This window comes from Odoribacter laneus YIT 12061, assembly GCF_000243215.1.
GTDB classification, from domain to species: domain Bacteria; phylum Bacteroidota; class Bacteroidia; order Bacteroidales; family Marinifilaceae; genus Culturomica; species Culturomica lanea.
The window spans coordinates 287,393-310,638 of record NZ_JH594597.1 but is presented as its reverse complement, the minus strand read 5'-3'; the positions used below and the strand labels follow the sequence as shown (position 1 = coordinate 310,638).

The 23,246-nt window shown below is 41.1% G+C and carries 23 protein-coding genes; 14 read left to right on the top strand and 9 right to left on the bottom strand.

Annotated features, from left to right (window positions below):
• The first annotated feature begins 16 nt into the window (after window positions 1–16).
• The 3 genes from HMPREF9449_RS13660 to HMPREF9449_RS13650 all read left to right on the top strand — a co-directional run bounded on the left by HMPREF9449_RS13660 (window position 17) and on the right by HMPREF9449_RS13650 (window position 4,869).
• Window positions 17–2,554 (top strand): adenosylcobalamin-dependent ribonucleoside-diphosphate reductase, encoded by a 2,538-nt coding sequence (locus HMPREF9449_RS13660; protein ID WP_009137855.1) that lies wholly within the window; start codon window positions 17–19, stop codon window positions 2,552–2,554.
• Between the two features lie 155 nt (window positions 2,555–2,709).
• A complete protein-coding gene (locus HMPREF9449_RS13655) occupies window positions 2,710–3,663 on the top strand; it encodes a bifunctional riboflavin kinase/FAD synthetase (RefSeq protein WP_009137854.1) in 954 nt (317 codons plus the stop codon).
• Between the two features lie 51 nt (window positions 3,664–3,714).
• Window positions 3,715–4,869: a 6-bladed beta-propeller gene (locus tag HMPREF9449_RS13650; RefSeq protein ID WP_009137853.1), complete on the top strand. Its 1,155-nt coding sequence runs from the start codon at window positions 3,715–3,717 to the stop codon at window positions 4,867–4,869.
• A gap of 140 nt (window positions 4,870–5,009) precedes the next feature.
• On the opposite strand, the gene HMPREF9449_RS13645 is transcribed toward HMPREF9449_RS13650, so the two are convergent.
• The 9 genes from HMPREF9449_RS13645 to HMPREF9449_RS13605 form a co-directional block, all read right to left on the bottom strand.
• The gene (locus tag HMPREF9449_RS13645; protein WP_009137852.1) at window positions 5,010–6,260 is read right to left on the bottom strand and encodes a DcaP family trimeric outer membrane transporter; all 1,251 of its coding nucleotides are present in this window, start codon (window positions 6,258–6,260) and stop codon (window positions 5,010–5,012) included.
• 278 nt (window positions 6,261–6,538) lie between these two features.
• Entirely contained in the window at window positions 6,539–8,092 is a 1,554-nt protein-coding gene (locus tag HMPREF9449_RS13640) for a glycine--tRNA ligase (protein ID WP_009137851.1), read from the bottom strand.
• 178 nt (window positions 8,093–8,270) lie between these two features.
• Window positions 8,271–9,965: a Na/Pi cotransporter family protein gene (locus HMPREF9449_RS13635; protein WP_009137850.1), complete on the bottom strand. Its 1,695-nt coding sequence runs from the start codon at window positions 9,963–9,965 to the stop codon at window positions 8,271–8,273.
• A gap of 203 nt (window positions 9,966–10,168) precedes the next feature.
• Window positions 10,169–11,797 carry a chaperonin GroEL gene (gene groL / locus HMPREF9449_RS13630; protein ID WP_009137849.1) on the bottom strand — a complete coding sequence of 543 codons (1,629 nt, stop codon included), beginning with the start codon at window positions 11,795–11,797 and terminating at the stop codon, window positions 10,169–10,171.
• A 57-nt stretch (window positions 11,798–11,854) separates the two neighbouring features.
• Window positions 11,855–12,124, bottom strand: a complete 270-nt coding sequence (locus HMPREF9449_RS13625; protein ID WP_009137848.1) for a co-chaperone GroES — start codon at window positions 12,122–12,124, stop codon at window positions 11,855–11,857.
• Between the two features lie 285 nt (window positions 12,125–12,409).
• On the bottom strand, window positions 12,410–12,778 hold the full coding sequence (secG, locus tag HMPREF9449_RS13620; protein WP_009137847.1) for a preprotein translocase subunit SecG: 369 nt from the start codon (window positions 12,776–12,778) through the stop codon (window positions 12,410–12,412).
• A 2-nt stretch (window positions 12,779–12,780) separates the two neighbouring features.
• Window positions 12,781–13,656 (bottom strand): hypothetical protein, encoded by an 876-nt coding sequence (locus HMPREF9449_RS15990; RefSeq protein WP_187118604.1) that lies wholly within the window; start codon window positions 13,654–13,656, stop codon window positions 12,781–12,783.
• A gap of 47 nt (window positions 13,657–13,703) precedes the next feature.
• On the bottom strand, window positions 13,704–14,225 hold the full coding sequence (locus HMPREF9449_RS13610) for an LptE family protein (protein WP_009137845.1): 522 nt from the start codon (window positions 14,223–14,225) through the stop codon (window positions 13,704–13,706).
• 71 nt (window positions 14,226–14,296) lie between these two features.
• Window positions 14,297–15,532, bottom strand: a complete 1,236-nt coding sequence (locus tag HMPREF9449_RS13605) for a sigma-54 interaction domain-containing protein (protein ID WP_009137844.1) — start codon at window positions 15,530–15,532, stop codon at window positions 14,297–14,299.
• 302 nt (window positions 15,533–15,834) lie between these two features.
• On the opposite strand from HMPREF9449_RS13605, the gene rpsL reads away from it, so the two are divergent.
• The 11 genes from rpsL (at window position 15,835) to rpsC (ending at window position 23,246) form a co-directional block, all read left to right on the top strand.
• Window positions 15,835–16,236, top strand: a complete 402-nt coding sequence (gene rpsL, locus HMPREF9449_RS13600; RefSeq protein WP_009137843.1) for a 30S ribosomal protein S12 — start codon at window positions 15,835–15,837, stop codon at window positions 16,234–16,236.
• Between the two features lie 116 nt (window positions 16,237–16,352).
• A complete protein-coding gene (gene rpsG, locus HMPREF9449_RS13595; protein WP_009137842.1) occupies window positions 16,353–16,832 on the top strand; it encodes a 30S ribosomal protein S7 in 480 nt (159 codons plus the stop codon).
• Window positions 16,833–16,849: 17 nt separating this feature from the next.
• Entirely contained in the window at window positions 16,850–18,952 is a 2,103-nt protein-coding gene (gene fusA, locus HMPREF9449_RS13590; protein WP_040611968.1) for an elongation factor G, read from the top strand.
• A 71-nt stretch (window positions 18,953–19,023) separates the two neighbouring features.
• The gene (gene rpsJ, locus HMPREF9449_RS13585) at window positions 19,024–19,329 is read left to right on the top strand and encodes a 30S ribosomal protein S10 (protein ID WP_009137840.1); all 306 of its coding nucleotides are present in this window, start codon (window positions 19,024–19,026) and stop codon (window positions 19,327–19,329) included.
• 63 nt (window positions 19,330–19,392) lie between these two features.
• A complete protein-coding gene (rplC, locus tag HMPREF9449_RS13580; RefSeq protein ID WP_009137839.1) occupies window positions 19,393–20,010 on the top strand; it encodes a 50S ribosomal protein L3 in 618 nt (205 codons plus the stop codon).
• The gene (rplD, locus tag HMPREF9449_RS13575) at window positions 20,010–20,642 is read left to right on the top strand and encodes a 50S ribosomal protein L4 (RefSeq protein ID WP_009137838.1); all 633 of its coding nucleotides are present in this window, start codon (window positions 20,010–20,012) and stop codon (window positions 20,640–20,642) included. The genes rplC and rplD overlap by 1 nt, the downstream gene beginning before the upstream one ends.
• An 11-nt stretch (window positions 20,643–20,653) precedes the next feature.
• Window positions 20,654–20,944 (top strand): 50S ribosomal protein L23, encoded by a 291-nt coding sequence (gene rplW, locus HMPREF9449_RS13570; protein ID WP_009137837.1) that lies wholly within the window; start codon window positions 20,654–20,656, stop codon window positions 20,942–20,944.
• Window positions 20,945–20,949: 5 nt separating this feature from the next.
• A complete protein-coding gene (gene rplB, locus HMPREF9449_RS13565) occupies window positions 20,950–21,771 on the top strand; it encodes a 50S ribosomal protein L2 (protein WP_009137836.1) in 822 nt (273 codons plus the stop codon).
• A 21-nt stretch (window positions 21,772–21,792) separates the two neighbouring features.
• A complete protein-coding gene (gene rpsS, locus HMPREF9449_RS13560; RefSeq protein ID WP_009137835.1) occupies window positions 21,793–22,056 on the top strand; it encodes a 30S ribosomal protein S19 in 264 nt (87 codons plus the stop codon).
• 35 nt (window positions 22,057–22,091) lie between these two features.
• Window positions 22,092–22,511: a 50S ribosomal protein L22 gene (gene rplV / locus HMPREF9449_RS13555; RefSeq protein ID WP_009137834.1), complete on the top strand. Its 420-nt coding sequence runs from the start codon at window positions 22,092–22,094 to the stop codon at window positions 22,509–22,511.
• 6 nt (window positions 22,512–22,517) lie between these two features.
• Window positions 22,518–23,246: a 30S ribosomal protein S3 gene (gene rpsC, locus HMPREF9449_RS13550; RefSeq protein WP_009137833.1), complete on the top strand. Its 729-nt coding sequence runs from the start codon at window positions 22,518–22,520 to the stop codon at window positions 23,244–23,246.

Below are 23,246 nucleotides of genomic sequence, written 5' to 3'. Positions count from 1 at the left end.
TATTAAATATACGACCATGAACGAGCAGGTGGCAACTAAAAAAAAGACTTATACTCAAGAAGAAGCGTTTAAGAGTTCTCTGGACTATTTCAAAGGGGACGAACTGGCAGCACGCGTATGGGTAAATAAATATGCGTTGAAGGATTCTTTCGGAAATATTTTTGAAAAAAATCCGAATGATATGCATAGACGTTTAGCAAAAGAGATATCCCGTATAGAGAAGACGTATGCAAATCCCCTGACGGAGGATGAAATATTCGAAGTTTTAAGGGATTTTAAATACATTGTTCCTCAGGGAGGACCGATGACGGGTATAGGGAATGATTTTCAGATTGCCTCTTTGTCGAATTGTTTTGTAATTGGTCACGATGGTCCTTCCGATTCTTATGGAGGAGTAATGAAAATAGATCAGGAACAGGTACAGCTGATGAAACGGCGGGGAGGAGTAGGGCATGATCTTTCTCATATTCGTCCGAAAGGATCTCCTGTAAAGAATTCCGCTTTGACGTCGACGGGTATTGTACCTTTTATGGAGCGTTATTCCAATTCTACTCGGGAAGTAGCTCAGGATGGGCGTCGCGGAGCTTTGATGTTGAGTGTATCCATCAATCATCCGGATTCAGAGAGCTTTATTGATGCGAAGATGACGGAAGGAAAAGTGACGGGAGCCAATGTCTCGGTGAAGATTGACGATGCATTTATGCAAGCTGTTGTAGAGGATAAATCCTATGTTCAAAGCTATCCGGTTTATTCAGAAAACCCTAAGAATGTAAAAGAGATTAATGCCCGTCAATTGTGGAATAAAATTGTACACAATGCCTGGAAATCGGCTGAACCGGGAATTCTTTTCTGGGATACGATTATCCGGGAAAGCGTACCCGATTGCTATGCCGATTTAGGATATCGTACCGTTTCAACCAATCCCTGCGGGGAAATTCCCTTATGTCCCTACGATTCTTGTCGTTTATTGGCTATTAATCTGTATTCCTATGTGTTGGATCCTTTTACGGATAAGGCTCGTTTTGACTTTGAGTTATTTAAAACACATGTTGCTATTGCCCAGCGAATCATGGATGATATTATCGATCTGGAATTAGAAAAGATCGACACTATTTTAGATAAAATTGATGCAGACCCCGAAGATGAGGAGATCAAAGGGGTGGAAATCCGTCTGTGGCAGAAAATCCGGAGAAAAGCCAAGGAAGGCCGTCGTACGGGGGTTGGAATTACTGCGGAAGGAGATATGCTGGCTGCTTTAGGGTATCGTTACGGAAGTGAAGAAGCCACTGATTTTGCCGTGAAAATTCAAAAAACTTTGGCGGTAGAAGCTTATCGCTCTTCCGTACATTTAGCTAAAGACAGAGGAAGTTTTAAAATTTTTGACGCCAAACGGGAAGAGAATAATCCTTATATTTTGCGGCTAAAAGAAGCGGATCCGGAAATGTATGAAGAAATGTTGCGGTATGGCCGCCGGAATATTGCCTGCCTGACAATTGCTCCTACCGGCACTACCAGTTTAATGACCCAGACAACATCGGGTATTGAACCTGTTTTTATGCCGGTTTATAAACGAAGAAGAAAGGTAAATCCGGGGGATCAGAATGTTCGGGTGGATTTTGTGGATGAGTCCGGCGACAGTTATGAGGAATTTATCGTTTTTCACCATAAGTTTGCTGAATGGATGAAGGTGAAAGGATTCGATATCAATAAACATTATTCCGATGAAGAAATAGACGAGCTGGTGGCAAAATCTCCTTATTATAAAGCTACTTCGAATGATATCGACTGGGTGGCCAAGGTGAGAATGCAGGGAATGATTCAGAAATGGGTGGATCATTCGATCAGTGTAACCGTTAATCTGCCTTCAGACGTAACGGAAGAGCTGGTTGGACAGTTGTATGTTGAAGCTTGGAAAAGTGGCTGTAAAGGTTGTACCGTATATCGGGATGGATCTAGGGCTGGTGTATTAATTTCAGCCAAAGAGAAAAAAGGACCGGAACAATTCTCTATGCCTTCCAAACGTCCGATGGAACTGGATGCTGAAGTTGTCCGCTTCCAAAATAATAAGGAAAAATGGATTGCTTTTGTTGGTTTATACCAGGGACGGCCTTATGAAATTTTTACCGGTATTGCAGACGATGAAGAAGGAATTATGCTTCCCAAATCCGTAGTATCCGGAAAGATTGTAAAACATTATGATGAAGAGGGGAATTCCCGTTACGACTTCCAGTTTTCCAATAAAAGAGGTTTTAAGACAACGGTAGAAGGGCTTTCTTATAAATTCAATAAAGAATATTGGAATTATGCCAAATTGATTTCCGGGGTGTTGCGTTATGGAATGCCGATTCATCAGATCATCGGTTTAATCGGTACGATGGAATTCGATAGTGAAAATATTAATACCTGGAAAAATGGAGTGGAACGGGCTTTGAAAAAGTACGTTCCTGACGGGACAGAAGCAGCCGGAGAGGTCTGTGAAAATTGCGGTTCTCCTGTTGTTTATCAGGAAGGATGTCTGATTTGTAAGACTTGTGGAACTTCTAAGTGCGGATAAACAGCATTATAAATTGAGTCTTTTGTAAAATGGATGAAGAAGGGGACTATCTGGATTTTCAGGTAGTCCTTTTTCTGTATAAAGTCTTAAAATAGAAGAAAGAGTTAACTTGTGAACTGCCGACTATTTTATATTTTTGTAAAAACTATTGATAGATGAAAGTTCATTACGGATTAGCTCCTATACATATCGTGAATCCTGTGGTCACGATGGGAAGTTTTGACGGAGTACACAAAGGACATCGGCAAGTAATAGACGGATTGAAACGATGCGCTGAAAAACTGGAAGGGGAAACAGTCATTATTACTTTTGACCCCCATCCCCGGGAAGTGTTGTATCCTTTGGAAAAAAGACCGGGAATATTGACGACTTTGAAAGAAAAAATCCAAATTCTTTCTTTTTATGGAATAGACCATTTGATTGTATTAAAATTTACCGAGGAATTGGCCGGGCATACTTATTCCGATTTTGTCAAACATATTCTGGTCGACAGAATGGGAATAAAAGGACTGGTTGTAGGTTATGATCATCGTTTCGGGAAGGACAGAAAAGGAAATTTTGACACCTTGAAGGAATTAGCAGAGAAATACCATTTTTATATCGAACAGGAAAATGTATATACCTGCGATCAGGTGAATATCAGTTCGACTAAAATACGAACGGCCTTGGAACTGGGTGATATCGCTAAAGTGAAAGAATTTTTGGGTTATGATTATACTATTTCCGGAACAGTTGTACATGGAGATAAAATAGGGAAGAAGATGATCGGATTTCCTACTGCTAATTTGAAAATAGACGATGAGAGAAAACTGTTACCGGCTGTAGGAGGTTATGTAGTAAGAGTTTTGTGGGAAGAAAAAGTGTATTATGGGATGTTGAATGTAGGAGTCCGCCCAACCGTCAGTCAAACCGGTATCATCCGCCTGGAAGTGAATATTTTTGATTTTGAAGGAGATCTCTACGGGAAAGAGATGAAAGTCCAGTTGCTTTCCCGGATAAGAGGCGAACATAAATTCGATACAATTGATGAATTGCGGTTACAATTACAAAAAGATAAAATAACGGCTCAGCACTTTCTGGAAAAAGATCAATTAAAAGGGAATATATAACTATAAATTTAGTTTATTTTTGTAAGTTTGTTTTTATTAAAAATCAAGCTTATGAAAAAGATTGCTATTTGTATTTGGGGAGCTATATCGGGTACGATATTGCTAAGTCACTGTACCTTTTCCGACAAAGGTGTTCGGAAAATAGATCAGCAGGGAGATAAATTGTATGTTTGTGTGCATCATGAAGTAAAAGATTCGGTTGTTATCCCTTTAAGTGAGTTGGTAAAAGAGGTGCATATTGTGAAGCTGGATACAGCCAAGGAGGCATTGATCGGAGGAGGAGAAGTGGTAATTTCTGAAAATTATATCGGGATTAAACCTTGGGGGTCGGAGCCTTTTAAGTTATATGATAAGCGGGGTAAATTTTTACGTAATATCGGACAGATCGGCCGGGGACCAGGTGAATATCTGAATTTATACTGTATGCAACTGGATGAAAAAAACGACCGGATTTATCTTTTACCTTGGCAAACCCGTAGGCTTTTACGGTTTGATTTTGAGGGGAATGCTTTGGAACCCGTACGGTTGGTTACGGGTTTGCCTAAAGGGAAGTTTTTTGTCCGGGAAGATAAGTTGGTTGCGGCAGCCCTTCCTTTTAAGGGGATGCAGGGATATTTTGTTTTCCAGCAAACACTCGAGGGAAAATTAGTGGGAGGAATACCTCTGGAGAATTATGCAATTCCCCCGGATTACAGTAATGAAATATACGGAAATTATCAAAATAATCAGTTTGGGGTTTATATTTTTCAGTTTTTCCATCCCGAACAGGATACCTTATATTATTATAATATGACAGATAATCGTTTAATTCCGGCTTTTACGGTTGATTTTGGCACTGCAGCGGTACCGATGCATTCCTTGGGGGAATTTTCTCATTATTATTATGTGGAAACAATGGAAGCCGTTCCTTATAAAGGAGGTATGGTAACGGATAATTACAAATATATAGCAGTGGATAAGGAGAGGGGAACAGCCCGTTATTTCCGTGTAGAAAATGATTTTTGGGGAGGGTTGAAGGTCAGCGTATCCGATTTGGTTAATGGAATATTTGTTCAGAATTATCCGGCAATAGTTTTGAAAGAGGAATTGGAAAACATAAGGCAGAAAAAAGACTTGAAGCCCGAGGTGCTCCGGAAAATAGATAATTTATTAGCCGGATTAAGCGAAGAAGATAACAATGTCATTATGTGGGGTGAATTTAAATAGATTCCGGTTCCGTTTAGGAAGGGAATTAAAAAACCTCCGGTTTCAAAAGATTTCAATTGATATGTTGAAATAAATGAAAAATCGGAGGTTTTTCTTTTAGTGGGATGAGCAATCTTTATTTTCCAACTTCAAAAATGCTGTTAGAATCGGTATTGTACCATCATATTGATCCGGTTGGCGTTTCCATAACTTTTGTCAAAATTATTCCGTCTTCCAAATACATATTCTATCCCTGTTGTGCCGTATTCCGTAAAATTCCATAACAGATTGGCAGCGGCATATTGGGCAAATTTGTAATTCGTACGGGCCATACTGCCGATGTTTTCCATCCGGGCATAACTGTAAACAACGGTAGAATATAAGTTCGGACGCCAGTTCTGTTGGATAGCGCCGAAAAATCCCCACATGGAGGAAGCTTTTAAACGTCCGCTTTTGTCGGGGTTGGGTATCAGGTCATATCCCAAGGCGCTGATATCCTGGATGTAGTTGGCAATCGCTTTTCCATAAACCCCTTGGAACATAAAGCTGGTTGTTTTGGTGAAGTAAATATCCCCGCTAAGAGTGGTTCCCCAGCCGGTAACAATTTTGTCTTTATCGGTCAGGTTGTCTTTGTAATAGATATTCCGGAGGATTGCACCGGCTTGTAAATGCCCTCCATTGTTAAAGGAATATTTGGCAACCAGAGGAATATCCGGGATTCTTTGCCGTATTTTGGCTGTATAGTTATCCGTTTGGTTGGTATAGTCCGGAATGTCATATTCCAAAGCCAGAGAAGCCTGCCAGTTTTTGTTGAATTGATAGGTATATCTGATTTGGGGTTGTCTGACTTCGATACCGCTGGAAGGTCCTTCCTCATCGATAGTGGTCGGGACAGCCGGCATATCACAAAATGTACTCCATGCTTTTCCGATCAAAAAACCTTTAAATTGTACAAAAGCCTGATTGAGACGGGGAGTATTGTCGGGACCTTGGAATTCCATCTCAATATAAGAAACTAACCGTCCTACATCTGTGTCACCGACTAATTTAAAGAACAGACGGGATTGGTTTACTGTGATGCCGTAGCTGCTGCCCGGTTGATGGCCTTTCGGGGCGATTGTAGAGGTAGTAAAGAAGTCGTAGCTTTCTACGCCGTTGAAGTCATAAACTCCGTTTACTTGTACATATCCTCCTACTCCGAATACAAAACGTCGGTCGTTGTCAAAAAAGATGAAACGCGGGGCGGTCGGGTCGTTGTAAGCTAAAGGAAATGCTTCTTTCATTATGGTATAGAAATTGTGCAAATCCTTTTTTTCAGATATCGACGCTACCTGTACTTTCTGTGCTTTCAGCCCTATGCCGAAAATGGAAAGAAGACAAGTGAGCCCAACAAGTGTGGAAATTTTTTTCATAGCTTGTACAATTAATCGTTTTTATTTTCATTACAAGCTATATACGGACAGGAATAGAAAAAGTTGAAAGGGATGAAGAGGTACGAAATCAGAATTTCGAAAAGTCCTTATAGGGAAATATCCGGATATTCAGCCGAAAACTATTCCCTTGGTAAACGAACGGGATTCCGGATGAAAGTTAATGCATCAGAACCGAAAGTGCATTTATCAGAGAAACCGGAAGTTCTGCTTCCAATATGGGACATTGTTCCTTTAAAAGGACTTTTCGAAACCTGTTTTTATTTACCGATTTGTCGGAGCAGATTTCCTAAATCTGTTTTTTCTTTTAAGATGTCGTACAATTGGGCAATGGGAATACGTTCTTGTTCCATCGTATCCCGATGACGTATGGTAACGGCATTGTCTTGTAGCGTTTGGTGATCTACCGTGATGCAAAACGGAGTTCCAATGGCATCTTGCCGGCGGTAGCGTTTCCCGATGGAATCTTTTTCGTCATACTGGCAATTGAAATCATATTTGAGCAAATCCATAATTTCTTGTGCTTTTTCGGGAAGGCCATCTTTTTTTACCAAAGGCATGACGGCCATTTTGACCGGAGCCAATGCTGCCGGTAATTTGAGAACGACGCGGGAATCTTGTTTACCGTCTTTGCTCAGATCCTCCTCGCAGTAAGCTGCAGAAATAATTTGCAGAAACATACGGTCCACTCCAATGGAAGTTTCGATTACATACGGAACGTAAGATTCGTTTAGCTCTGTATCGAAATACTGCAATTTCTTGCCGGAGTATTTTTGGTGTTGGGATAAATCGAAATCGGTACGCGAATGTATGCCTTCTACTTCTTTGAATCCGAAAGGAAATTTGTATTCGATATCGGTGGCGGCATTTGCATAATGGGCTAACTTTTCATGATCGTGAAAACGGTAATTTTGTGCTCCGAAGCCCAGTAACTGATGCCATTTCATACGGGTTTCCCTCCATTTTTTAAACCATTCGAGTTCCGTACCGGGACGTACAAAAAATTGCATTTCCATTTGTTCGAATTCCCGCATCCGGAAGATAAATTGCCGGGCGACAATTTCATTCCGGAAAGCTTTTCCGATTTGTGCAATCCCAAACGGAATCTTCATACGGCCGGTTTTTTGCACGTTTAAGAAATTGACAAAAATACCCTGAGCTGTTTCAGGACGCAGGTAAATTTTGCTTGTGCCTTCTGCCGTTGAGCCCATTTCGGTGGAAAACATCAGATTGAATTGACGTACTTCAGTCCAATTGGCTGTACCGGAAATGGGACATACAATATTGTTGTCGATAATGATTTGCCTTAATGCTGTCAGATCATTTGCATTCAGGGCCTTGGCCATACTTTCCCGCAAAGCTTCGCGCTTTTCGAGATGAGCCAAAATCTGTGGATTGGTTTGCCGGAATAAAGTTTCGTCGAACTTATCTCCGAAGCGTTTCCGGGCTTTCTCCACATCTTTTTCTATTTTTTCATCGTATTTGGCAATATGATCTTCTATCAGCACATCTGCCCTGTATCTTTTTTTGGAATCTTTGTTATCGATAAGCGGATCGTTAAAGGCATCCACATGTCCGGAAGCTTTCCAGATCGTCGGATGCATAAAAATAGCAGAGTCAATGCCTACAATATTTTCATGCAAACGTACCATGGATTCCCACCAATATTTTTTTATGTTATTTTTGAGTTCAACTCCATTTTGCCCATAATCATATACAGCTCCCAGACCGTCGTATATATCGGAGGAAGGGAATACATAACCGTATTCCTTACAATGTGCTACTAATTTTTTGAAAATATCTTCCTGTGCCATATTATCTGTATTTTAATCATTTTACTATCCGGTTGATTGAAGAAGGACTCCGTATCGGTTACTATCCATTCGCCGGAAATTTTATTCTTTCCTCTGAGTTTTTCTGTCCCGACCGACAGGTTATACAGAAGGCGGAGAAGGGCTGTGTCTGAATACGGAATCTCTGAATGGGTTGTCTTTAGTTATCTGTTCCGATTTCTTTAATCGCCTGGGTCACATTAATCGCATAATCTCCTATCTTTTCGCATTCAGAAAACATATCTGTATATAAAATTCCGGTAGGATAATTATACCGTTTTTCTTCGATAGCGATGAGGTGTTCTTGCTTCAGAATGGTACGGTAATCATTGATGGCGTGTTCCAGTTCGTAGGCTTTTTTCGCATTCACTTCTTTATACTCCATGGTCAGATTGTCGCACATTACTCCTAGAGTCTCGTCTACCAAAGCAAACATACTTTTTAGTTTGTGATTCAGATCTTCCGTAAACGTCTGATTTTGTTCTATTTTACGAAGCATTGCTTTCGCTACGTTGAGGGAGGAATCTGCAATGCTTTCGATTTCTGATACTATTTTAAACATGGCCCGGATCCGTTGGGAGTTTTCAGTGGATAATTTGGATTCGGATACTTTTGTCAGATAATCTGCAATTTCGACTTCAATTTTATCACTTTCGTCTTCCAGTTTGACCAATTTGTCAAATTGTTTTTCGAAATCCTTGGACGTCATATTCAGAGAGGCTGCTACTTGCTGGAACATATCCCGCGTATTTTTACCGTATAAGGCAATTTCCTGTTTGGCCTGAAACAACGAAGCATCGGGAGTAGAAAGTAGGCCGATTTTGATATGTTTTAATTTGAATACATCTTCGTTGCTTTCCCGGGTAGGAATAATTTTGGTCACTAAACGGGCAATCAGTTTTGTAAACCAAATGAGCAATAATACGTTGGAAACGTTGAAAACGGTATGAAATAAAGAGAGCGACATGGGCACTGCTTCTATATTGGTAGAAGGATCTCCGATACCCACGAATACGCTGAGTTCTTCTATCCATTTCAAAAATACCGGGAAGATAGCCAATACCCATGTCACGCCAAATACATTGAACAGAAAATGGGCGAAGGCCGCTCTTTTAGCGGTTGTGTTGGCGACCATAGCGGCTAGATTGGCTGTGATTGTGGTTCCGATATTTTCCCCTAAAACCATGGAAGCGGCAATATCATAGCTGATCCAGCCGTTTGCACACATGACCAGTGTGAGGGCCATAGTGGCTGAAGAGGATTGTATCAGGATCGTAAGAGCAGTTCCGATAAGCATGAACAGGATATAGGAACCGTAGCCCATATCGGTATAGTTTTGCAGAAAAGTGAAGATTTCCGGATTTTCATTCAGATTGGGCATGGAGTTTTTCAAAAATTCCAAACCGATGAATAATAATCCGAAGCCGATAATCAACTCTCCCCAGCTTTTACGGGAACGTTTATTCGAAAATAAAAGCGGAAGACAAAGACCGATGAGGGGCAATGAAACTTCCGCCATACTTATCTTGAAACCGAGAATAGAAATCAACCAAGCCGTGACGGTTGTTCCTACGTTCGACCCCATAATGACTCCAATGGATTCTACCAGATTTAACAGTCCGGCATTTACGAAGCTGACGACCATTACGGTGGTTGCGGAAGAACTTTGGATGATAGTGGTGATAAGAAGACCTGTGATTACTCCCTTCACCCGGTTGGAAGTCATGGCTGCTAAAATATGCCGCATTTTATCTCCCGCTACTTTCTGTAAGGCCTCACTCATTAATTTCATGCCGTACAAGAAAACTCCCAAAGAACCGATTAGTTTCAGGAAATCGAAAATTCCGTAATCCATGTTGTATTTGTTAACGAATTAAAATTTGCGAGTGTAAAAGTAAAAAACTCCCTTTAAAAACGAAAATATTACGATATTTAAATGGGGTAGAAAATTAAAATACTTGAAAAAGTGACTGAAATAAAAAAGCGGTAAAGAAAGATAGAAATCAGCTAATAAAAAAGCCCCTTTTTGAGGGGCTTTTATAAAATGAGAGAAAAGGATTACATCATCCCCGGCATGCCACCGCCCATGGCAGGAGCAGCGGGTTCTTCTTTTTTCTCTTCTACTAATACGCACTCGGTGGTCAGGAACATACCGGCGATAGAAGCTGCATTTTCCAAAGCAACACGGGTCACTTTTTTCGGATCGATGACTCCAGCCTTTTTCAGGTCTTCGTATATGTCTTTCCGGGCATTGTAACCGAAATCTCCTTTCCCTTCCCGTACTTTATTTACGACAACAGCCCCTTCTACTCCGGCGTTGTAGGCAATCTGGCGCAAAGGCTCTTCGATGGCCCGTTTGATAATTTCGATACCTGTCGTTTCGTCCTCTGTTTCTCCTTTCAGGTTTTCTAAAGCGGCCTGAGCCCGGATGTAAGCAACACCGCCTCCGGCAACAATACCTTCCTCGATAGCAGCTCTCGTAGCACTTAAAGCATCGTCTACACGGTCTTTCTTTTCTTTCATTTCGACTTCAGAAGCGGCACCGACATACAATACTGCTACTCCCCCTGCCAATTTAGCAAGTCTTTCCTGTAATTTTTCTTTGTCGTAGTCGGAAGTCGATTTTTCAATCAATTTTTTGATTTGAGAAATCCGGTCTGCAATAGCTTGTTTGTCGCCTAATCCGTGTACAATAGTAGTGTTTTCCTTATCAATTGTTACTTTTTCGGCTCTACCTAACATTTCAACAGTAGCGGTTTCCAGTTTCAAGCCTTTCTCTTCTGAAATGACGACACCACCTGTCAGGATAGCGATATCTTCGAGCATTTCTTTCCGGCGGTCTCCAAAACCCGGAGCTTTTACAGCGGCGATTTTCAAAGAACCTCTCAGACGATTTACAACCAAAGTCGCTAAAGCTTCACTTTCCACGTCTTCTGCAACGATTATCAAGGCACGTCCGGCTTGAGCTACCGGCTCCAGAATCGGCAGTAATTCTTTCATCGTACTTACTTTTTTGTCGTAAAGTAAGATGTAAGGATTCTCAAATTCTGCCACCATTTTGTCACTGTCGGTGACAAAGTAGGGAGAAATGTATCCCCGGTCAAATTGCATACCTTCTACCACTTTCACTTCGGTTTCCATGCCTTTGGCTTCTTCTACGGTAATCACTCCTTCTTTCTTCACTTTTTCCATAGCCTCAGCAATCAGATTCCCGATAGTGTCGTCTCCATTGGCAGAAATACGGCCTACCTGACGTATTTTATCATAGTTGTCACCTACTTCTTCTTTTTGTTCTTCCAGGCTCTTCACAACGGCAGCGACGGCTTTGTCAATACCTCTCTTTAATTCCATCGGATTGGCGCCGGCAGTTACATTCTTCAAACCTACATTAATAATAGATTGCGCTAAAACAGTTGCAGTGGTGGTTCCGTCTCCTGCATCATCTCCGGTTTTAGAGGCTACTTCTTTCACCATCTGGGCACCGATATTTGCATAAGGATCAGATAATTCAATTTCTTTTGCTACTGTCACCCCGTCTTTGGTAATCTGAGGGGCACCGAATTTCTTTTCAATGACTACATTCCGGCCTTTCGGACCAAGCGTTACTTTCACTGCATTAGCCAGTTCATCTACACCTTTCTTCAACAGGTCACGAGCTTCAATATTGAATTTTATTTCTTTTGCCATAATGTTTTTATTTTTAATGTTTTAATTTTTAAGGGTCTTTTTTGTATGGACCTTGAATTAAAGAACAACCAAAATATCGGATTGGTTCATAACTAAATATTTTTTGTCGTCGATATGGATTTCCGTTCCGGAATATTTCCCGAATAAAACGGTATCACCGGCTTTTATTTCCATCGGTTCATCATTTTTACCTTTACCAGTTGCAATTACAACTCCTTTCTGAGGTTTTTCTTTAGCAGAATCCGGAATAATAATCCCACTAGCAGTTTTTGTTTCTGCTTCTACAGGTTCAACAATTACTTTGTTAAGAACGGTTTTGAGTGCCATAATCTTAAAATTTTTAAAGTTTATAATATATTAATTTCATTTATCCTGCAATGTTACAACGGGAACGCCCGCAGTAATGTTTCATCTTTCACCTTTATCATTTTTTGTGCCAAAAAGCAGTTATTTTCTTTTAAAGAAAAGTTGTTAAAAGATAAATCATTGAAAATGAAATAAAAAGAAACGGAATAATACTTTTTTACAGAAAATTTATTAAATGACAGGAGGACAAAAAAATGTCAGTATGACTGACATACTGACATTTTTTATAAAGGACACGACTTGAACTTACTCTTGTGTATTTTCAGCCGGTGTGGTTTCGTTACCTGTTGGTGTCTGGTCTCCTTGTGGTTGAGTGGTAAAAGGAGGTATTACCTGATTGGAGGGTGCTTTTTGCACTTGTTCTTGTATAGCCGATTTTCCGCCGATTTCCCCTCTGGGAATAGCTAAAGCAGCAATAACACATAATAATAACATAGCGCCTGCCAATGTCCAAGTAGCTTTTTCCAGAAAATCTGTTGTTTTTCTCACACCCATAATTTGGTTAGAAGCTGCAAATGATGAAGCCAATCCTCCGCCTTTCGAATTTTGCACCAGCACAATTAATATCAGTAGAATACAGATAATTACAATTAAAACTGAGATTGCAGTATACATAGTTACTCGTTATTATTGATTTGATCTTTAATTTTTTCAATTCGGTTTGCAAAGTAAACACTTTTTTCCGGATATTTCAAACTTAATTTTATATAAGTTGTAATCGCCTTTTCGTATAACTTCTGTTTGATGTAGATTTTAGCCAGTGTTTCTGAAAAAAGATCGTCGTTTTCCTGGTCGCTCTCTTCCGATAGATCCCGATTGTCTACCATATCTAATTGTCCCTTGGGGATAGTGGGTTGTTCTAATATGAATTTATCGATCAGGGCTGTTTTTGAGGTTTTGTCCTGAGGGGAAGGAAGGGGGGCTTCTTCTGTTTTTTTCTTCTTTTTCAGTTCTCCGGCGAGTTCTCCCAGTGAAAGAGCTTCCTCTTCCGGAAAAATATCTTCTAAGCGGTAAGTGCGAAAAATATCTTCTGATTCTACCGGGTGAGGAGGAAGCGGATGAATCTCTGGAACAGGAACGGACGGCTGGGAAACTTGAGCAGTTGCATGATTCTCTTCTTCTCCGAATAACTCAATGGGTTGAGTAAAAGTGCTTGTGACATTTTTAAGGGAAACGGCAGAAAGAGGTACTTCTACCGGAGAAATCGTATCCGTTGTGTTTTCTTCGGTCCCTTCTGGGGAGGCTTCGAAAACTTCTTTAAACTCGGACCAGTTATTCAGATATTTGTAAAATTGTTTGTGGTTGGGGATATATATACTTCTGTGCTTTAATTCTGGTGAGAAACGATTCTTTTTCGAAAGGTAAAGGACTTTTAAAAAAAGAATTTGAGCCGCCTGGAAATAGGGATAACGGTTGAGCAGGGCTTCCAGCTCTGTCAAATCCTCTTCCTTTATCTTTTCAGGATGAGAAAAGAATTCAATCCATTTATCCATTTTCATCTGTGCGTATCCTGATTGTATCCCGGTTTCCTGTCTGATTTTTACCAGTTGACTAAAGCTTTGTTATAAATATCTTCAATAATTTTATCCAGGATCTTTGTAATTAATCCTTCTTCTGCAGAATCGAAATCGACATCTATACTGTAGTCTTCGTAATTAGAAAACCGGGAGTCGAAATCGTATTTGTCATCTTTGATATTCGTATATTTTACACGTATTTCTATGGTAAGACGATTCGAAGAGGCAATTTCATCCCTTTGAATGTCGATAGGTTTTTGATAATATCCTACAATCTCTCCCTCAAAGCGAATATCTCCGTTATTATCTGTCATTTCTTTCAGACTTGTTTTTGTCCGCAGGTACTCGGTTAATTTTTCCCGGAAAAGTGTACTCAGATAAGGAACCACCAATAGAGCACGGTTCGGAAAATAGTCGACGGAATAGGTCTTTACATCCGGTGAAATAGAAGCTCCCGTCATAGAATATTTGACACTGGCCAGTTTACAGGAATCGCAAAAAAGAAGGATAACGAGAGTACAAACCAGTATTTTCAATGTTTTCATAGAGATAAATTTATAACATACAAAGATAGTAATTATTGTAAAACTGAAAGTTAAATGTGATTCCGGAAATTTTAAATTTCAATATTGTATTCTTTTAATTTCCGGTAGAGAGTTCTTTCAGATATTCCCAAGTCGTTGGCGGCCATTTTACGTTTACCATGGTTTTTTTCCAAAGCTTTTATGATCAGTTCTTTTTCTTTTTCTTCAATCGAGAAGGATTCTTCTACCAGAGCTTCTGTATCCTGAATTTGTTCTTCCGGACTTATAACAGAACGTTTGGCGACGGTTTTATTGGAGAAATCAGTTTGGGGTTGTTCATAGGGATGATGGATAACCAGGGAAGTGGGAGGAGGAGTAGGCACGGTGGAAAGATCTTCTTTTTCGATCATCCCGTAAACGAGTTGTTTTAGATCGTTCATGTCTTTTTTCATATCGAAGAGAATCTTGTAGAGAATTTCTCTTTCCGAGGCGAAACTGTTTTCCGAGGAATCGTGATTGCCCGTCAGTACAGGTAATACTGTGTTTTCTGCCGGTAAATATTTTTTTAAAGTGGAGGCATCTACCGTTCTTTCCTGTTCGATAATGGAGATTTGTTCGGTAATGTTTTTTAATTGCCGGATGTTTCCAGGCCATCGGTAAGCTTCCAGCAACTGGATCGCTTCTTCGGTAAGCCGGATGGCTGGCATCCGGTATTTTTCTGCGAAGTCTGCCGCAAATTTCCGGAACAGTAGCGGGATATCTTCTTTTCTTTCCCGTAAAGGAGGTATATATATAGGTATGGTATTTAAGCGGTAATAAAGATCTTCCCGGAATTTTCCGTTTTTAACAGCTTGCGGAATATCCAGATTGGTAGCAGCGATAACCCTGACATTGGTTTTCTGGACTTTGGAAGAACCCACCCGAATAAATTCACCGGTTTCCAGTACCCGGAGTAAACGAGCTTGGGTGGAAAGGGGGAGTTCTCCTACTTCGTCCAAAAAAATTGTTCCTCCGTCTGTTACTTCAAAATATCCTTTTCGATCCGATAAGGCTCCGGTGAAAGCTCCTTTTTCATGTCCGAATAATTCAGAATCAATGGTGCCTTCCGGAATAGCTCCACAATTCACAGCAATATAAGGGGAATGCTTACGGCTACTGAAAAAATGAATGATACGGGGAAAAATTTCTTTTCCGACGCCGCTTTCGCCCGTAATCAAAACGGATAAATCAGTCGGGGCTACCTGACGGGCGATGTCGATCGCCCGGTTCAATCCTTCATTGGTTCCGATGATTTCAAAACGTTGCTTTATAGCTTGTAAATCTTCCATAGTAAGGATAAATAATTAGAAATATATATGAAATACTGCAAAAATAGCAGTTTTGCTGACAAAATTACATTTGTTTCCTGTATTTTTATTTTGAATTCTTTGTTTTTTACGGTTATATTTTCGCTTTGAGAGAGGAAAAATCCTTTTTTTCAAAAAAAACAGCTTTTCCCTTTGGGGGATTTAATTCGCTGATGCTCTTTACTTTTTTCCAAAAAAATGTCATAATTGTTTGGTAGTTAGGAAAAAGGTCTGTACATTTGCACTCCATTTTGAATAAAAGTATACTAATTAAAACTATTGTAATGCCTACTATTCAACAGTTAGTAAGAAAAGGAAGAACGAAAATTGTGGACAAGAGCAAGGCTCCGGCTTTGGATGCATGTCCGCAGAGACGTGGGGTTTGTGTACGTGTTTACACGACGACTCCGAAAAAGCCGAACTCAGCGATGAGAAAGGTAGCTCGTGTGAGATTAACCAACGGAAAAGAAGTGAATGCTTATATTCCGGGAGAAGGTCACAATTTGCAGGAACACTCGATCGTAATGATCCGTGGTGGACGTGTGAAGGATCTGCCGGGTGTACGTTATCATTTGGTACGTGGAACATTGGATGCTGCCGGTGTTGCTGAAAGGAAACAAGGACGTTCGAAGTACGGTACGAAGAGACCGAAGCCAGGCCAGGCTGCAGCAAAAGGCAAAAAGTAAAAAAGTGATTAACAGGAATTTGTTTATGAAGCGTTCCCGGAAAGTTGAGTAAATAGTTGTGAAACTATTGAAGACCAAACGGACAGCTGATCGAACCAATTCGTAAACTAAAGAAAATGAGAAAAACAAAACCCAAGAAAAGAATCCTGTTACCGGACCCGAAATTCAACGATGTACTGGTGACGAGGTTTGTAAACGACCTGATGATAGATGGTAAAAAGACCATCGCTTTTAGAATTTTCTATGATGCATTAGACATCGTTGAGGAGAAAATGGCTAAAAAAGAAGAAAAGACCGCTTTGGAGGTTTGGAAGCAAGCATTGGAGAACATTACTCCCCAGGTGGAAGTAAAGAGTCGCCGTGTAGGTGGTGCTACTTTCCAAGTGCCGATGGAAATCAATCCCAACAGAAAAAGAGCAATTTCTGTGAAGAATATGATTTTCTTTTCTCGTAAGAGAAGCGGTAAAAATATGGCAGAAAAATTAGCTGCCGAAATCATGGCTGCTTATAAAGAAGAAGGTGCAGCTTTCAAGAAGAAAGAAGATACACACCGTATGGCAGAGGCCAACCGTGCTTTTGCACATTTCAGATTTTAATGAGGAGAGATAGATAAATGGCAAAGAGAGATTTACATTATACAAGAAATATCGGTATCATGGCCCATATTGATGCCGGTAAGACAACTACAACAGAGCGTATCCTGTATTTTACCGGTGTGAACCATAAAATAGGCGAGACCCATGACGGTACGGCTACTATGGACTGGATGGTACAGGAACAGGAAAGAGGTATTACCATTACTTCGGCTGCAACGACCTGTTATTGGAAATATCAGGATAACGATTATAAAATTAATATTATTGATACTCCGGGACACGTTGACTTCACGGTGGAAGTGGAGCGTTCTCTACGTGTATTAGACGGTGCCGTAGCGTTGTTCTGTGCTGTAGGAGGAGTGGAAGCTCAGTCCGAAACAGTATGGCGTCAGGCAAATAAATATGGAGTGCCCCGGTTGGCTTTTGTAAACAAGATGGACCGTTCCGGTGCTGATTTTTTCAAAGCTGTCCGTGAAATTAAAGAAAAATTAGGAGCTAATCCCATTCCCTTGGAGCTTCCGATTGGAGCAGAAGAGAATTTCAAAGGCGTAATCGACCTGGTTGAAATGAAAGCTTATCTGTGGGAGAATGGGGCGATGGATGCGACGATAGAGGATATCCCTGCCGATCTTATGGCTGAAGCTCAGGAATGGAGAGAAAAGCTGGTAGAAGCAGCTGCCGTTCAAGACGAAGCTTTGATGGAACGTTTCTTTGAAGATCCGGATGCGATTACCGTAGAAGAATTGAAGGCTGTCATCCGGAAAGCGGTGATTGCTATGGATTTCTGTCCGGTGATGTGCGGTTCTTCTTTTAAGAATAAAGGGGTTCAGAATTTGCTGGATGCAGTGATCGCTTATCTGCCGAATCCGCTGGATATCCCGAATAGTAAGGGAACAAATCCCCGTACGGGAGAAGAAGTATATTTCCCGGTAGACCCCGAAGCTCCGCTTTCTGCATTGGCCTTTAAGATCGCAACCGATCCTTTCGTAGGACGTTTGTGTTATACCCGGATTTATTCCGGTAAAATAGAAGCCGGTTCGTATGTATACAATCCGCGTACCGATAAAAAAGAACGTATTTCCCGTTTGTTCCAGATGCATTCCAATAAGCAAATGCCGAAGGAGGTACTGGAAGCCGGAGATATTTGTGCTTGCGTAGGATTTAAAGATATCCGTACCGGAGATACTCTTTGTTCAGAAGAGAAACCGATTGTATTGGAAAGCATGACCTTCCCCGATCCGGTAATCGGAATTGCTGTGGAACCTTTGACACAGAAAGATACTGATAAGTTGGGAATGGCTTTGGCCAAATTGGCCGAAGAGGATCCGACATTCCGGGTAAAAACGGATGAAGATTCCGGTCAGACGGTTATCAGCGGTATGGGAGAGCTCCATCTGGACATTATCTTGGATCGTTTGAGACGGGAGTTTAAGGTGGAATGTAACCAGGGAGCACCTCAGGTAGCTTATAAAGAAGCGATTACTCAGCCGGTGGAACATCGTCATGTATTCAAGAAGCAAACCGGTGGTCGCGGTAAATTCGCCGATATTATTTTCCGTATGGAACCTGCGGAAGAGGGCAAGGAAGGTCTGACTTTTGTCAACGAAGTGAAAGGTGGTAATATTCCGAAGGAATTTATACCTTCTGTTGAAAAAGGCTTTAAGGAAGCTATGAATAACGGCGTATTGGCCGGTTATCCGCTGGAAAGTCTGAAAGTAACACTGATAGATGGATCTTTCCATCCGGTAGACTCCGACGCTCTTTCCTTTGAGATGGCTGCCAAAATTGGTTATAAAGAAGCTGCGCAGAAAGCCAGACCGGTATTGCTGGAACCGATTATGAAGCTGGAAGTGGTCACTCCGGAAGATTATATGGGAGATATTATTGCTGACTTGAATCGTCGTCGCGGACAGGTGGAAGGGATGGAATCCCGTACAGGGGCCCGTGTAATCGATGCGAAAGTACCGCTGTCGGAACAGTTCGGTTATGTAACCGTTTTGAGAACATTATCTTCCGGTCGTGCTAGTTCTTCTATGGAATTCGATCATTATGCCGAAGTTCCGAAGAATATCGCCAAAGAAGTGGTAGAAAAAAATAACGGGAGAACAGAATTAGTGTAAGAATTTTCGATTGTTGATTTGCGGTGAGGATTTCCTGCCGCAAATCTGAAATCATAATCATAACTAAAAACATGAGCCAAAAAATCAGAATTAAGTTGAAATCTTACGATCACAACTTGGTGGACAAATCGGCAGAAAAAATTGTTAAAACGGTAAAAGCTACCGGAGCTGTAGTCAGTGGTCCTATTCCATTGCCGACACATAAGGGAATTTTTACAGTAAACCGCTCTACTTTCGTGAATAAAAAGAGCCGGGAACAATTTTTGGTATGCACTTTCAAAAGACTCATTGATATCTACAGTTCTACTGCAGGTACCATTGACGCACTGATGAAACTTGAATTGCCAAGTGGTGTTGAAGTAGAGATTAAGGTATGATAACGGCGAATACCTTATGTCGTTATTAAGAGAAAAAAAACCTATTAAAAAAGTAAAAGAAAAATGCCAGGTTTAATTGGAAAAAAAGTCGGAATGACTTCCGTATTCAGTGTTGAGGGGAAAAGTATCCCATGCACTGTGATTGAGTGCGGTCCATGTGTCGTAACCCAGGTCAAAACAACAGAGACCGATGGTTACGAAGCACTTCAGTTGGGTTTTGAAGAAAAGAAAGAAAAACACACAACGAAGCCGCTAAGTGGACACTTTAAAAAGGCAGGCACAACTCCGAAAAGGAAGCTCGTAGAGTTTTCAGGATTTGAGACTGAACACAAGTTAGGAGATGTAATTGATGTTACTTTGTTCGAGGGTACAGCTTTTGTGGATGTCATCGGTACCTCTAAAGGAAAAGGATTTCAGGGCGTTGTGAAACGTCATGGATTCAGTGGTGTTGGCGAAGCTACCCATGGTCAGGACGACCGCCAGAGAGCACCGGGTTCTATTGGAGCTTGCTCCACCCCCTCACGTGTTTTCAAAGGGATGAGGATGGCCGGTAGAACAGGAGGTGACAGAGTTACTGTTGCAAACTTGCAAGTTTTGAAAGTAATTCCTGAAAATAATTTGTTGTTGGTGAAGGGATCCGTTCCCGGAACGAAAGGTTCATTCGTAATTATTGAGAAGTAATGGAGTTAAGTGTATTAAACATTGCCGGAAAAGAAACAGGCAGAAAGATAGAGTTAAATGACGCTATCTTTGGAATAGAGCCTAATGAACACGCCATCTACCTTGACGTAAAACAGTATCTCGCCAATCAGCGGCAGGGTACCCATAAGTCAAAGCAGAGGAATGAAGTGTCAGGTAGTACTGTAAAGCTGAAAAAACAAAAAGGTACCGGAGGAGCACGTGCGGGTAGTATCAAGAATCCTCAATTCAGAGGAGGGGGACGCGTATTCGGACCCGTGCCCAGAGATTATCGTTTCAAATTAAATAAGAAACTGAAGAGATTGGCTCGTAAATCAGCTCTGGCTGTAAAAGCAAGTGCAAACGCCGTAACGGTAATTGAAGATTTCAGCTTTGAAGCACCGAAAACAAAACAGTTTGTGGAATTGGTTAACAACTTGAAAGTAAATCAAGGAAATCTGTTGTTGGTTTTAAGTGACGTAAACGAGAATATATTGTTATCGGCTCGCAACTTACAGAATGTTGAAATTAAGAGAGTCAACGACTTGGCCACTTACAACATCATGAAGGCTAAAAACCTGGTGCTTGTTGAGAGTTCTGTGAAGGGCCTGAATGAAATGTTCAATCTTAACTAATCAAAGAAGAGATGGAAATCATAATGAAGCCCATTCTGACAGAAAAAATGTCAGCGTTGACCGACAAAGAACACAAGGTGGCTTTTGTCGTAGCAAGAGATGCGAATAAGATAGAGATAAAGAAGGCAGTTGAAGAAATGTACGGAGTAAAGGTAAAGGCTGTGAACACTCAGCGCTATCAAGGCACTGTGAAGTCCAGATACACCAAGGCCGGTGTAATTACCGGAAGGACTGCGGCATTCAAGAAAGCAATTGTAACTTTAGCAGAAGGTGATAGTATTGATTTTTTTAGCAATATTTAAAGAACATGGCTGTAAGAAAATTAAATCCTGTAACTCCTGGTCAAAGACATAAGGTAGTAAATACCTTTGAACAGGTGACTACAGATAGACCTGAGAAATCATTGTTAAGACCTGTGAAAAAAACCGGTGGCCGTAATAATACCGGTAAAATGACAATGAGATATATAGGTGGAGGTCATAAACAAAAATACAGAGTGGTGGATTTCAAACGGGACAAAGACAATATTCCTGCAAAAGTAGCGTCTATTGAGTATGACCCGAACAGAACCGCCCGTATTGCTCTGTTAGTATATGCAGACGGAGAAAAGCGTTATATTATCGCTCCGATTGGTTTGACTGTTGGTCAGACTGTTGTGAGTGGAAAAGAAATTGTTCCTGAAATAGGAAATGCTCTTTTCTTATCTGAAATCCCATTAGGTACAATTATTCATAACATTGAATTGAGACCGGGACAGGGAGCTGTGATGGCTCGTAGTGCTGGTTCTTATGCTCAATTGGTTGCCAGAGAAGGGAAATATGCTTCCATCAAGTTACCTTCCGGAGAAATCCGTATGGTGCTTGTAACCTGTAAAGCTACCGTAGGTACGGTGTCCAATACCGATCATGCTTTGGAACGTTCCGGTAAGGCTGGTCGTAGCCGTTGGTTGGGCCGTCGTCCGAGAGTGAGAGGTGTGGTAATGAACCCGGTTGATCACCCGATGGGTGGTGGTGAAGGCCGCGCTTCAGGAGGTCATCCGAGATCACGTAAGGGCTTGTTGGCTAAGGGTTATAAGACCAGAGCACCGAAGAAAGCTTCAAGTAAGTATATTGTAGAAAAAAGGAAATAATAACCGATAAATAGTAATGTTATGAGTCGTTCGTTAAAAAAAGGCCCTTTTATAGATGTGAAGCTGGAGAAGAGAGTGTTGGCAATGAATGAGTCCAATAAAAAATCGGTTGTTAAAACCTGGGCTCGCTACTCTATGATTTCTCCGGATTTTGTAGGCCATACAGTAGCTGTACATAACGGTAATAAATTTATTCCGGTATATATCACCGAAAATATGGTGGGACATAAACTGGGAGAATTTGCACCGACACGTACCTTTAGAGGTCACGCCAATAAAAAATAAGCGTGATTAAGTTGAACCAATGAAGATGTATTAAAATGGGTGCAAGAAAAAGAATAAGAGCAAATCAGATAAAGGAGGCCAAAAAGGAGAAAGCTTTTGCGATCCTGCGTGGTTGTCCTTCGTCACCTCAGAAAATGAGATTGGTGGCAGACTTGGTACGTGGAAAGGACGTACAGAGAGCTTTGGATATACTTAAATTTTGTCCTCGTGAAGCTGCCCGTAAAGTGGAAAAACTCTTGCTTTCGGCTATTGCCAACTGGAGTGCCAAGAATGAAGGTAAACGGATCGAAGATGCTTCTTTGTTTGTCAAAGAAATTTTCGTTGACGGTGCTGGCATTCTGAAAAGACTGAGACCAGCCCCACAGGGGAGAGCTCACCGGATCCGCAAGAGATCAAATCACGTGACTATCGTCTTGGGTAGCAAGACAGCAGTTGAAAATGTTGTAAAAGAATAAAATCGCATGGGACAAAAAGTTAATCCAATAAGCAATAGATTAGGAATCATCCGTGGATGGGATTCTAACTGGTTCGGCGGCAAAAAATATGGCGATAAACTGGTAGAAGATTATAAGATCAGAAAATACCTGAACGCCCGTTTAGCGAAAGCCGGAATCGCAAAGATTGTTATCGAAAGGACCCTTAAGCTGATTACCATCACCATCAACACCGCCCGTCCGGGAATTATCATCGGTAAAGGCGGCCAGGAAGTGGATAAGTTAAAAGAAGAGCTTAAGAAAATTACCGATAAGGAAGTACAAATTAATATCTTCGAAATTAAACGTCCTGAATTGGATGCCGTTATCGTAGGCAATAACATCGCTCGTCAGCTGGAAGGACGTGTTGCATACCGTAGAGCTATCAAAATGGCTGTTCAGTCTACCATGAGAATGGGGGCTGAGGGAATCAAAGTTTTGATATCCGGTCGTTTGAACGGAGCTGAAATGGCACGTGCCGAAATCTTTAAGGAAGGTAGAATTCCACTGCACACTTTTCGTGCAGACATCGATTACGCACAGGCAGAAGCATTGACGACTTACGGTTTGCTGGGTATAAAAGTATGGATTTGTAAAGGTGAAGTTTATGGGAAACGGGAATTAGTACCGAATTCAGTTTTGGCTTCCCGCGAAACCCGTAATGCTGCTAATGCAAATCCCGCTGGTAAGAAGAATTTCAAAAAAAGAAAAAAGTAG

Excerpts from the sequence above, each read along its gene's own strand:
- HMPREF9449_RS13645 (WP_009137852.1), bottom strand. The coding sequence starts at position 6,260 with ATGAAAAAAATTTCCACACTTGTTGGGCTCACTTGTCTTCTTTCCATT.
- rplW (WP_009137837.1), top strand. The coding sequence starts at position 20,654 with ATGGAAATCATAATGAAGCCCATTCTGACAGAAAAAATGTCAGCGTTG.
- rpsJ (WP_009137840.1), top strand. The coding sequence starts at position 19,024 with ATGAGCCAAAAAATCAGAATTAAGTTGAAATCTTACGATCACAACTTG.
- fusA (WP_040611968.1), top strand. The coding sequence starts at position 16,850 with ATGGCAAAGAGAGATTTACATTATACAAGAAATATCGGTATCATGGCC.
- rplD (WP_009137838.1), top strand. The coding sequence starts at position 20,010 with ATGGAGTTAAGTGTATTAAACATTGCCGGAAAAGAAACAGGCAGAAAG.
- rplV (WP_009137834.1), top strand. The coding sequence starts at position 22,092 with ATGGGTGCAAGAAAAAGAATAAGAGCAAATCAGATAAAGGAGGCCAAA.
- rpsS (WP_009137835.1), top strand. The coding sequence starts at position 21,793 with ATGAGTCGTTCGTTAAAAAAAGGCCCTTTTATAGATGTGAAGCTGGAG.
- HMPREF9449_RS13635 (WP_009137850.1), bottom strand. The coding sequence starts at position 9,965 with ATGGATTACGGAATTTTCGATTTCCTGAAACTAATCGGTTCTTTGGGA.
- rplB (WP_009137836.1), top strand. The coding sequence starts at position 20,950 with ATGGCTGTAAGAAAATTAAATCCTGTAACTCCTGGTCAAAGACATAAG.
- groL (WP_009137849.1), bottom strand. The coding sequence starts at position 11,797 with ATGGCAAAAGAAATAAAATTCAATATTGAAGCTCGTGACCTGTTGAAG.
- rplC (WP_009137839.1), top strand. The coding sequence starts at position 19,393 with ATGCCAGGTTTAATTGGAAAAAAAGTCGGAATGACTTCCGTATTCAGT.
- HMPREF9449_RS13655 (WP_009137854.1), top strand. The coding sequence starts at position 2,710 with ATGAAAGTTCATTACGGATTAGCTCCTATACATATCGTGAATCCTGTG.
- HMPREF9449_RS13650 (WP_009137853.1), top strand. The coding sequence starts at position 3,715 with ATGAAAAAGATTGCTATTTGTATTTGGGGAGCTATATCGGGTACGATA.
- rpsL (WP_009137843.1), top strand. The coding sequence starts at position 15,835 with ATGCCTACTATTCAACAGTTAGTAAGAAAAGGAAGAACGAAAATTGTG.
- HMPREF9449_RS13640 (WP_009137851.1), bottom strand. The coding sequence starts at position 8,092 with ATGGCACAGGAAGATATTTTCAAAAAATTAGTAGCACATTGTAAGGAA.
- secG (WP_009137847.1), bottom strand. The coding sequence starts at position 12,778 with ATGTATACTGCAATCTCAGTTTTAATTGTAATTATCTGTATTCTACTG.
- rpsC (WP_009137833.1), top strand. The coding sequence starts at position 22,518 with ATGGGACAAAAAGTTAATCCAATAAGCAATAGATTAGGAATCATCCGT.
- HMPREF9449_RS15990 (WP_187118604.1), bottom strand. The coding sequence starts at position 13,656 with ATGGATAAATGGATTGAATTCTTTTCTCATCCTGAAAAGATAAAGGAA.
- rpsG (WP_009137842.1), top strand. The coding sequence starts at position 16,353 with ATGAGAAAAACAAAACCCAAGAAAAGAATCCTGTTACCGGACCCGAAA.
- HMPREF9449_RS13625 (WP_009137848.1), bottom strand. The coding sequence starts at position 12,124 with ATGGCACTCAAAACCGTTCTTAACAAAGTAATTGTTGAACCTGTAGAA.
- HMPREF9449_RS13660 (WP_009137855.1), top strand. The coding sequence starts at position 17 with ATGAACGAGCAGGTGGCAACTAAAAAAAAGACTTATACTCAAGAAGAA.
- HMPREF9449_RS13610 (WP_009137845.1), bottom strand. The coding sequence starts at position 14,225 with ATGAAAACATTGAAAATACTGGTTTGTACTCTCGTTATCCTTCTTTTT.
- HMPREF9449_RS13605 (WP_009137844.1), bottom strand. The coding sequence starts at position 15,532 with ATGGAAGATTTACAAGCTATAAAGCAACGTTTTGAAATCATCGGAACC.